Source organism: Streptomyces sp. CBMA29, assembly GCF_014596445.1.
Classification (GTDB): domain Bacteria; phylum Actinomycetota; class Actinomycetes; order Streptomycetales; family Streptomycetaceae; genus Actinacidiphila.
Window position 1 is genome coordinate 99,427 of sequence record NZ_MECL01000074.1, and the last position, 11,621, is coordinate 111,047.

An 11,621-nucleotide genomic window follows, 5' to 3' on the forward strand; every position below is an offset into this window, starting at 1 on the left:
GAGGCCGACAGTGAGCTGCCGTCTCGGGTACGCACCGCCGTCACCGACGTGCTCGCCCTCGTCCAGGCATGGCTCGCCGACGAGCGGCTGAACGCCTCGCGCCTGGTCGTCGTGACCACCCGGGCGGTCTCCACCGGGCCGGACGACGAGGTGGCGGACCTCGTTCACGCTCCCGTGTGGGGGCTGCTGCGGACCGCCCAGTCCGAGGCGCCGGACCGATTCGTCCTGGTCGACACCGACGACGCGGCCGGCACCGACAGTACCCATGGCACCCACGGCACCCATGGCACCCATGCCGCTTCGGACTCCGTGGCCGCCGCTGTCGCCTCCGCCGTCGATCTCGGCGAACCGCAGATCGCGATCCGCGACGGCGTGCTCCTCGCGCCCCGTTTCGCCCGCGTCGCCCCGGCCGGACCCGCGCGATCACCGCTGCGCGAAGACGGGACCGTACTCATCACCGGTGGAACCGGCACCCTCGGACGGCTCCTCGCCGAGCACCTGGTCTCCGCGCACGGGGTGCGGCATCTGCTGCTGGTCGGTCGCCGGGGCCGGACGGCCACAGGCGCACCGGAGTTGGAGCGGCGCTTGCTGGACGCGGGCGCGTCGAGCGTCGAGATCACGGCTTGCGATGTGGCCGACCGGGCTTCTTTGGCAGCGGTGTTGGAGGCGGTTCCTTCCGGCCGGCCGCTGACGGGCGTGGTGCACGCGGCCGGTGTGCTCGACGACGGAGTGGTGTCGGCACTGACGGCCGATCAGGTGGCCCGAGTCCTCGCGCCGAAGGTGGACGCGGCTGTCCATCTGCACGAGCTGACACGGGACGTGGACCTGTCGCTGTTCGCGCTGTTCTCCTCGATCGCCGGTGTGCTGGGCAACCCGGGCCAGGCCGGTTACGCGGCGGCCAACGTCTTCCTGGACGCCCTCGCTACGCGCCGCCGCGCCGAGGGACTGCCGGTCACCGACCTGATCTGGGGCTACTGGTCAGAGGCCAGCGAGCTGACGGCCCACCTCGGTGACGCCGACGTGGCCCGCTACCTGCGGATGGGCGTCACGCGGATGTCGCCCGAGCAGGGCCTGGCGCTCTTCGACGCCGCCGTGTCCGCTGGCGGCGGCACCGGGGTGCACGTCGTCAGCCGCCTCGACCTGCGCGCCCTGCGCGGCGCGGCCCGCGCCGGCGAACCCGTCCTTCCGCTCTACCGGGGTCTGGTCCGCAGCCGACCGCGCCGCGCCACCGACGTCGGCGGCGACTCCGGCGGCCTCCTGCGCGCCCTCACCGGCCTGACCGAGGAGGACCAACTCCGCTATCTGCTCGACCTGGTCCGTGGCCGCGCCGCGTCAGTCCTCGGATACGCGGACCCGTCCGCCGTCGAACCCGCCCGTAGCTTCAAGGAGTTCGGCTTCGACTCGCTGACCGGCCTGCAACTTCGCAACGCCCTCGCGGGAGCGACGGGCCTGCGGCTTCCGGCGACGCTTGTCTTCGACTACCCGACGCCACGGGCGTTGGCCGGCTTCCTCCGCACGCTGGTGCTCGGTGACGAGCGCACCGGTCAGGTCGCTGGCCGTGGGGGTGCGGCCGGTCCCCTGTCGGCTCGTGATGCGGCCGATCCGGTGGTGATTGTGGGGATGGCGTGTCGGTATCCGGGTGGTGTGGGTTCGCCTGAGGAGTTGTGGTCTCTGGTTGCTTCGGGTGGGGATGCGGTGTCGGGGTTCCCGGTGGACCGGGGGTGGGATGTTGAGGGGTTGTTTGATCCGAATCCTGGTGTGGCGGGGCGGAGTTATGCGCGTGAGGGTGGGTTCCTTTATGGCGCGGGGGAGTTTGACGCGGGGTTTTTCGGGGTGTCTCCGCGTGAGGCGTTGTCGATGGATCCGCAGCAGCGGTTGTTGTTGGAGGCGTCGTGGGAGGTGTTGGAGCGGGCGGGTATTGATCCCGGTTCGCTGAGAGGCAGTTCGACGGGTGTCTTCACCGGCGTCATGCACCACGACTACGCCGTGGGCGCCGACGCCACGGCCAACGACACCGAGGGCTACGCCCTGATGGGCTCGTCCCCGGCTGCCGTATCGGGCCGGGTGTCGTACACCTTCGGGTTCGAGGGTCCGGCGATGACGGTGGACACGGCGTGCTCGTCGTCGCTGGTCGCGATGCATCTGGCGGCGCAGGCGCTGCGGTCGGGAGAGTGCTCGCTCGCCCTGGCCGGCGGCGTCACGGTGATGTCCACGCCCACTCTCTTTGTGGAGTTCAGCCGTCAGCGGGGCATGGCGCCTGACGGGCGCAGCAAGGCGTTCTCGGCGGCGGCGGACGGTGCCGGGTGGGGTGAGGGCGTCGGTGTGCTGCTCCTGGAGCGGCTGTCGGACGCGCGGCGCAACGGTCACCGGGTTCTCGCCGTCATGCGGGGCTCTGCGGTGAATCAGGACGGTGCGTCGAACGGGCTGACCGCGCCGAACGGACCTTCCCAGGAGCGGGTGATCCGGGCCGCGCTGGACAGCGCCGGGCTGACGGCCGCAGATGTCGACGCGGTCGAGGCGCACGGTACGGGAACCACGCTCGGGGACCCGATCGAGGCGCAGGCGCTGCTGGCCACCTATGGCCAAGAACGCGGCGGCGAGGACCCGTTGTGGCTGGGCTCGGTGAAGTCGAACATCGGCCACACGCAGGCCGCCGCCGGGGTCGCGGGCGTCATCAAAATGGTCCAGGCGATGCGGCACGAGGTGCTGCCCAAGAGCCTTTACGCGGATGAGCCGACGCCGCACGTCGACTGGTCGAGCGGCGCCGTCGAATTGCTCGCCGAGGCGATGCCGTGGACTGCCGACACCCACCCGCGCCGCGCGGGGATCTCGGCCTTCGGGGCGAGCGGGACGAACGCGCACGTGATCCTGGAGGAGCCGGAGAGCGACGCTGCGGCCGACACCTCTGCGGTGCCAGAGCGCGAGCCCGAAGTCGGCCCGGACGCTGGCCCGTTGGGGTCGCTAGCGGTGGTGCCGTGGGTGGTGTCCGCGCGGTCGGCGGACGCGCTGCACGGCCAGGCCGAACGCCTGGCGGCCTTCGCCGGGACGGACGACGCACCTGCCCTCACCTCGGTCGGCCGCGAACTCGCCCTCTCCCGAGCGGCGTTGCCCCACCGGAGCGTGGTCCTGGCCGCCGACGCCGAACAGGCCCAGGACGTGCTCGGCGCGCTCGCCGAAGGAGCCCCGGCCGCCCGACTCGTCAGCGGCGCGATGCGATCGGGTGACGGTCGGGTGGCGTTCGTGTTCCCTGGTCAGGGGTCGCAGTGGGTGGGGATGGCGATGGAGTTGTTGGATTCCTCGCCGGTGTTCGCGGGGCGTTTGGCGGAGTGTGATGCGGCGCTGTTGCCTTATGTGGGGTCGTCGGTGGTGGAGGCGATCCGCGAGGGCGTCCTGGATGACGTGGTGGTGGTGCAGGGTGCGTTGTGGGCGGTGATGGTGTCGCTGGCCGAGGTGTGGCGTGCTGCCGGTGTCGAGCCGGGTGCGGTGATCGGGCACAGCCAGGGTGAGATCGCGGCGGCGTGTGTGGCGGGTGCGTTGTCGGTGGAGGACGCGGCGCGCGTGGTGGCGTTGCGGGCGAAGGCGATTCGCGGGTCGTTGTCCGGCAACGGTGGGATGGTGTCGGTCGCGCTTCCGGCTGAGGCGGTACGGGAGCGGATCGGGCGCTGGGACGGCCGGATCGGTGTGGCGTCGGTGAACGGGCCGTCGTCCACGGTGGTTTCGGGTGAACCCGCGGCGTTGGCTGAGTTGCTTGCGTCGTGTGAGGCCGGGGGCGTACGGGCGCGTCGTATCGATGTGGACTACGCCTCGCACTCGGTGCAGGTCGATGCGATACGGGATGAGGTCGTCCAGGCCCTGTCGGGCATCGAGCCGCAGCCGTCGCAGGTGCCGTTCTACTCCACGGTGACCGGCGGCCGTATGGACACGAGCACGCTGGACGCTGCGTATTGGGTGACCAACCTCCGTCAGGAGGTCCGATTCGACGAGACCGTCCGGGCTCTACTGGCGGACGGCTTCGGGTACTTCGTGGAGTCGAGCCCGCACCCGGTCCTAGCGGTCGGTCTCGCCGAGACCTTCGAGGACGCGGGCTCCGACGCGGTCGCGCTTGGCACCCTCCGCCGTGAGGAAGGCGGCCAGGAGCGGTTCCTGACCTCGCTGGCCGAGGGCTGGGTGCGCGGCCTCCCCGTCGACTGGCGATCCGTGTTCGCAGGAACGCCGGTTTCGACGGGCGTCGGGCAACTTGCCCTGCCCACCTACGCCTTCGAGCACGAGCACTACTGGCTGACTGCCGACGCCGCGCGTGCCGGGGACCCGAGCGGGCTCGGGCAGGCCGCTGCGGACCACCCTCTCCTCGGCGCGGTGGTGCGGTTGGCCGGTTCGGATCAGGTGGTGCTCACGGGCCGGTTGTCGTTGGCGTCGCATGCGTGGCTGGGTGATCACCGGGTGGAGGGGATCGTTCTGGTGCCGGGTGCGGCCTTGGCGGAATGGGCGTTGCGCGCGGCGGACGAGGTCGGGGCCGGGCGGGTTGAGGAGTTGACGCTTCAGGTGCCGTTGGTGGTGCCGGAGAGCGGTGGCGTGCAGGTGCAGGTCTCCGTCGGCGCGCCCGACGCGGACGGACGGCGCGAACTCGGCATCCACTCAAGGCCCGAGGGGGCGGGGGAGTCGGCGCCCTGGGCCCTGCACGCGGTGGGCACTCTCGCCGTCGCGACCGACACCGCCGAGGTGACCGAGGACTTGACCGCGTGGCCGCCGCCCGGGGCCGTACCGGTACCGGTCGAGGACTTCTACGCCGAGGTGGGCGCGTCCGGTTACGGCTACGGTCCCGCGTTCCAAGGGCTGCGTGCCGCGTGGCGGCACGGCGACGACGTCTACGCCGAGGTCGCGCTGCCGGACGAACTCCACCAGGACGCGGCCAAGTTCGGTATCCACCCGGCCCTGCTCGACGCGGCCCTGCACGGGATCGTCCTGCTGCGCGGCGGCTCGCCCGCCGAACTCACCTCGCTGAGGCTGCCGTTCGCCTGGACCGACGCGGTGCTCGGCGCGGTCGGCGCGACCTCCGTACGCGTACGGCTGCGGCCCGCGGGCGAGGACGCCGCCTCGGTGCTCCTGGCCGATGCCGAGGGGGCTCCCGTCGTATCGGTGGCATCGCTCGCGCTGCGCACGGCGACCGCCGACCAGATACGCGTCGCCGCCGCGAACACGGCAGGCACGGCCGACGGCCTGTACCGCGTGGACTGGGTGCCGGCCCCGCTGCCCGCCGACGGCGGCGCGCCTGATGGATGCGTGTTCGTGGAACGGCTCTCCGACATCGACGCGGCACAGCAGGTTCCGCCGCTGGTCGGCGTGGTGTTGCCTCCGGTGTCGGTGGCGGTCTCCGGTGATGTGCCGGGTGCGGTGGCGGGTGCGGTGACCGGTGTGTTGGGTCTGGTCCAGGAGTGGCTGGCCGAGGAGCGGTTCGCCGGGTCGCGTTTGGCGGTGGTGACCCGTGGCGCGGTGGCGACCCACGCTGGTGAGTCTGTCGCTGATCTGGTGCATGCCCCGGTGTGGGGTCTGGTGCGCAGCGCGCTCGCTGAGAATCCGGGGCGCCTGTTGTTGGTCGACTCCGACCACGTCGTGGAGTCGGTGGCGGATCTCGGTGTGGTGCTCGGTGTGGCGGTGGCGTCGGGTGAGCCGCAGGTGGCGGTGCGTGGTGGTGAGGTGCTGGTGCCGAGGTTGGTGCGGGCGCCTGCTGGTGGCGGGGGTCTGGGTCCGCCCGCCGAGGGCGCGTGGCGGCTGGTCGCCTCCGGCGACGGCACGCTCGACGGCCTGTCAATCGCGCCGAACCCGGCCGCCGAGGAGCCGCTCGTTGCCGGTCAGGTGAGGGTCGACGTCCGTGCCGCGGGAGTCAACTTCCGCGATGTGCTGGTCAATCTGGGGATGTATCCCGACCCGGACGCGTACCTCGGAACCGAGGGCGCGGGCGTCGTGGTCGAGGTCGGTCCTGGCGTCGCGGGTGTCGTGGTGGGTGACCGGGTGATGGGTCTGCTGCCGGAGTCGTTCGGTCCGTTGGCGGTGGTGGACGAGCGGTTGGTCGTCCGGGTGCCGGAGGGCTGGAGCTTCGAGCAGGCCGCCGCCGTCCCCGTCGTCTTCATGACCGCCTGGTTCGGCTTGGCCGATCTCGGCGAACTGAGCGCCGGGCAAAGGGTGTTGATCCACGCCGCTGCCGGTGGTGTGGGGATGGCGGCCACGCAGTTGGCCCGGCACTGGGGTGCCGAAGTCTTCGGAACCGCCAGCGAGGGCAAGTGGGACACCCTCCGGCAGGCGGGCCTCGCCGAGGACCACATCGCCTCCTCCCGCACCCTCGACTTCGAGGACGCCTTCCGGCAGGCCACCCATGGTCACGGCATGGACATCGTCCTCAACTCGCTGGCGCGGGAGTTCGTGGACGCGTCGCTGCGGCTGCTGCCGCGTGGCGGCCGGTTCCTGGAGATGGGCAAGACCGACCTCCGCGACCCGCAGGCCGTCGCGGCCGAACACCCCGGCGTCACGTACCACCCGTACGCCCTCACCGACATCTCTTCGGACCGACTCGGCGAGATCCTGCGGGAGTTGGCGGGGTTGTTCGCGGAGGGTGTGCTGGAGCCGTTGCCGGTGCGGGTGTGGGACGTACGGCGTGCCGGCGAGGCGTTGCGGTTCATGTCGCAGGCGCGGCATGTCGGCAAGGTTGTGCTGAGCCTTCCGCGCCGGGTGGATGCCGGGAGTGCGGTGCTGGTCACGGGTGGTACGGGTCTGCTGGGCGGTTTGGTGGCCCGGCACATGGTGGCTTCGTACGGGGTCCGGGATCTGGTGCTGGCCAGCCGACGAGGGGAAGACGCTCCGGGCGCGGCGGGGTTGGTGGCGGAGTTGGAGGCCGCGGGTGCGCGGGTCGAGGTCGTGGGGTGTGATGTCGCGGTCCGGGACGAGGCGGCCGGGCTGCTCGCGCGGTTCGGTGGGGACCGGCCGTTGGGCGGGGTGGTGCACTGCGCGGGCGCGCTGGACGACGGTCTGGTGCCGGATCTGGACGCGGAACGTATTCGGGGTGTGCTGCGGGCGAAGGTGGATGCCGCGTGGCATCTGCACGAGCTGACGCGGGACCTGGACCTGTCGTTGTTCGTGCTGTTCTCGTCGCTTGCGGGCGTGATGGGCACGGCCGGTCAGGGCAATTACGCGGCGGCGAATACGTTCCTCGACGCTCTGGCCGGTGTGCGCCGTACGAGTGGCGCTGCGGGTGTGTCGATGGCCTGGGGACACTGGGCTACCGACTCCGAGCTGACCGGATCGCTTGGCGAGGTGGACCGGGCACGCCTGGCCCGAAGTGGCGTGGTGCCGATGAGCGTCGAGCAGGGGATCGGCCTGTTCGACGCGGCGGTGGGCTGGGACGTACCGCTCGCCGTCACCGCCCGCCTCGCGCCCGGCGACGCCCAGAGCACCGGGGAAGCCTTCCACGCCCTCACCCGCGAACTGACCACCGCGGCCGTCCGCAGGTCCCGGGCCGTGGCGAGCGGCTCGACCCGCACCGACTCCTCGGCCCTGGTCCGGCGGCTCGCCGCGCTGTCGGCCGCCGAACGGACCGAGGCCCTGCGCGACGTCGTACGCACGCATGTCGCGGCGGTGCTCGGCCATGGGTCGGCAGCCGCTGTGGACCCCGAGCGCGCGTTCAAGGAGCTGGGCTTCGACTCGCTGACCGGTGTCGAGCTGCGCAACCGCCTCGGCGCCGCGATCGGGCAGCGGCTCGCGGCCACCGTGGTCTTCGACCACCCGACCCCCGACGCGCTCGCCGCGCACCTGGAGGACGAACTGGGCCTCGGCGCGGCGACCGCCGAGGACCGAGCCCCGGCCGGAGCCGTTCCGACGGCGGCCGGGCTCGATGACGATCCCGTCGCCGTCGTCGCCATGACCTGCCGTTTCCCGGGCGGCGCCGATTCTCCCGAGCGGTTGTGGGACCTGGTGGCGTCGGGCACCGACGCGATCTCCGGATTCCCCACCGACCGCGGTTGGGACCTCGCGGACCTGTACGACCCGGATCCGGCCAGGTCGGGCAAGAGCTATGCCCAGCAGGGCGGTTTCGTGCGCGGCGCGACGGACTTCGACGCCGAATTGTTCGGCATCTCTCCGCGCGAGGCGCTGGCCATGGACCCGCAGCAGCGGCTCGTCCTGGAGGCGGCCTGGGAGGCCGTGGAACGCGCCGGGATCGATGTGGCCACGCTGCGCGGCAGCCGCACCGGTGTGTTCATCGGCGCGGTCGGCACCGGCTACGGCCAGGATCCCGACCTTCAGCAGCGCGTCGAGGGGTACTCGGTCACCGGGAACGTGCTGAGCGTCATCTCCGGCCGCGTCTCGTACGTCCTCGGCCTCGAAGGACCGGCGATGACGGTGGACACGGCCTGCTCGTCGTCGCTGGTCGCCCTGCACCTGGCGGCCCAGGCGCTGCGGGCGGGGGAGTGCTCGCTGGCCCTGGTCGGCGGGGTGACGGTGATGCCGAGCCCGTTCGGCTTCGTGGAGTTCAGCCGCCAGCGCGTGCTGTCGCCTGACGGGCGGTGCAGGGCGTTCGCCGCGGACGCCGACGGCACCGGCTTCTCGGAGGGCGTCGGCATGCTGGTGGTCGAGCGGCTGTCGGAGGCCCGCCGCAACGGCCACCGCGTCCTGGCCGTCATGCGCGGCTCCGCCGTCAACCAGGATGGCGCGAGCAACGGGCTGACCGCTCCCAACGGGCCTTCCCAGCAGCGCGTCATCCGCGCGGCCCTCGCCAACGCCGGTCTGACCGGCGACGAGGTCGACGCGGTCGAGGCGCACGGCACCGGCACCAACCTCGGCGACCCGATCGAGGCGCAGGCGCTGCTCGCCACCTACGGCAGGGAGCACGCACGGGACCAGCCGCTGTGGCTGGGCTCCATCAAGTCCAACATCGGCCACACGCAGGCCGCGGCCGGTGTCGCGGGTCTGATCAAGATGGTCATGGCGATGGGCCACGGCACCCTGCCCAGCACTCTGCACGCCGAGGAGCCCTCGCCCGAGGTGGACTGGTCCTCCGGCAGGCTCAGGCTGCTCAACGCGGCGACGCCGTGGCCCGATCGGGGCCGCCCACGCCGAGCCGCGGTCTCCTCGTTCGGCATCAGCGGGACGAACGCGCACGTGATCCTGGAAGAGCCGCCCGCGGAGCCGGTCGGTGCGGTCGAACTGGCCGTATCTGGAACCGAGTTCGGCGAGCGGACCGAATTCGATACGTCCGACGCGCTCGCCGTGCCCCCCGCACCCCCCGCACCTGCGACCTCGGCCCCGGCCGCCGCCGTGGGCGGCACGCCCGGCACCGTCGTCCCCTGGGTGCTCTCCGCCAAGTCCGCGGCGGCGCTGCGCGCGCAGGCCGGTCGCCTCGCGGACTTCGTGGCCGACCGGCCCGACACCACGGACGCCGAGATCGGGCACGCGCTGGCGACCACCAGGACCGTCCTGGAACAGCGGGCCGTCGTCCTGGCTGGTGACCGCGCCCAGGCCGCCGCCGCCCTCAGCGGGCTCGCCGAAGGAACGCCGACCGCGGGGGCCGTCACCGGCGCCGCCGACGTACGCGGCAGGGTGGCCTTCGTCTTCCCCGGACAGGGCTCGCAGTGGAAGGGCATGGGCGCCGAACTCCTCGACACCTCAGCGGTGTTCGCCGAGCGGTTCGCCCAGTGCGACGCGGCGCTCCGCGTCCACCTGGACTGGTCGGTCACCGACGTCGTGCGCGGGATCCCCGGCGCGCCCTCTCCGGACCTGATCGAGGTCCTTCAGCCCGTGCTGTTCGCCGTCAACGTCTCCCTGGTCGAACTGTGGCGGTCGGTCGGTGTCGAACCCGCCGCCGTCGTCGGCAGCAGCCAAGGGGAGATAGCCGCCGCGCTGGTGGCCGGGGCGCTCACCATGGAAGACGCCGCCGAGATCATCGCGCTGCGCAGCGCCCTGTTCGCCGCCGAACTCGTCGGCAACGGCGCGGTCGCCTCGGTGGCGCTGCCCTTCGCCGAGGTCGAGGCGCGAACAGCCGCGTGGAACGGGCGACTTGACATCGCCGGACGCAACGGCCCGACCGCGGTCACCGTGGCCGGCGACACCGAGGCGCTGACGGAGTTCGTCGCGGCCTGCGAGGCGGACGGCGTCCGAGCCCGCGTCGTCGGATCGACCGTGGCCTCCCACTGCGCCCAGGTCGAGCCGCTGCGCGAGCGGATCATGGAACTGTTCGCGCACATCACACCGCGCGGCGCCACCGTCCCGTTCTACTCGACCGTCACCGGCGGCCTCGTCGACACGGCGACCCTCGACAACGCGTACTGGTACCTCAACGCCCGCCGCCCGGTGGACTTCCAGGCCGCGGTACTGGCCATGGAGAGCGACGGCTTCCGGTTCTTCGTCGAGGCCAGCGCGCACCCGGTGCTGACCACCGCCATGACCGCGACCTTCGAGGACGCCGAACGCGGCGGCGTCGCGGTCGGCACGCTACGGCGTGACGAAGGTGGCATGGCCCGCTTCACCGCCTCCGTGGCCGAGGGCTTCGTCCGCGGCCTGCCCGGCATCGACTGGCGTCCCCTGGCCCCCGGCTCGGGCGGCACGCCGCTGGCCCTGCCCACGTACGCCTTCCAGCGCCGCCGCTTCTGGCTGGACGACCTGCGGGACCGTACCGCGCCCACCACTAGCGGCACCGGCGACCTCGCCGACGCCGGATTCTGGGCCGCCGTCGAGCGCGGCGACCTGGAGCACCTGGCCGGGGAACTCGAACTCGACGCCGGAGAGGACGAGTTGGCGACGGTCCTGCCGGCCCTGTCGTCCTGGCGCCGCCGCAGCCTGGACCGTACGGCCCTGGACCGCTGGCGCTACGGCATCGCCTGGCGCGCCCTGGACACCGCGAACGCCCCTGCGCCGCGCGGGCGGTGGACGATTCTCAGCTTCCCGGACGAGCCCTGGGCCGCCGCAGCGGGCGACGCACTCGCCGCCGCGGGCACCACGGTCACCCACATCGAGATCCCCGCAGACCGGACCGACCGGCCGGCCCTCGCCGAACTCCTCCGGACGGTCGAGGCCGACGGCGTGCTGTCCCTGCTCGCCCTTGGGGACTCCGAGACCGGCGTCCGGGAGACGGATGGCCGGGAGACCGGCGGCCAGGAGGCGGGCGGTTTCGGGGCGGGTGTGCCGGTTGCGGGCGGTGGCGAGTCCGGTGGTGCCGAGACCGGTTGTTTCGCGACGGGGATGCCGGAAGCGGGCGATTCCGAGAACGGCGGTTCCGCGACGCGCGGTGCCGAGGAGGCTGTAGTGCGCCAGGGGCCCGTGGCGTCCGCGGTCGACGGCACCGGTCCCGCGGTATCCGGCTCCGGGGCGAGCGGTCACGTTCCCGTCGGCTCCGGCGCGACCGGTCCCGTTCCGGTCGGCTCCGGCGCGCCCCGCCGCGCACCCGCCGGGCACGAGGCCCCGGAGCCGGCTGCCGCCGGTCTCTCCCCGGCCGCACGCGTCACGCTCGCCCTCGCCCAGGCCGCGGCCGACGCCGAACTGGCCGGGCGGCTGTGGGCGGCCACCGTGGAAGGTGTCAGGACGGCACCCGGCGACAAGGGGCCCCGCTCCGAGCAGGCCGAGGTCTGGGGTCTGGGCCG

Annotated in this window: 1 protein-coding gene and 2 pseudogenes; all 3 read left to right on the top strand. The window is 72.7% G+C overall.

Annotated elements, in window-relative coordinates:
* Positions 1–96: 96 nt before the first annotated feature.
* A pseudogene (locus tag BGM09_RS39155) lies at positions 97–4,173 on the top strand (type I polyketide synthase); the annotation flags it as partial.
* Between the two features lie 213 nt (positions 4,174–4,386).
* Positions 4,387–5,112: pseudogene (locus BGM09_RS39160) on the top strand (polyketide synthase dehydratase domain-containing protein); the annotation flags it as partial.
* 231 nt (positions 5,113–5,343) lie between these two features.
* Positions 5,344–11,621 (top strand): SDR family NAD(P)-dependent oxidoreductase (locus BGM09_RS39165; protein WP_411158291.1); only part of this gene is annotated, 6,278 nt, incomplete at its 3' end.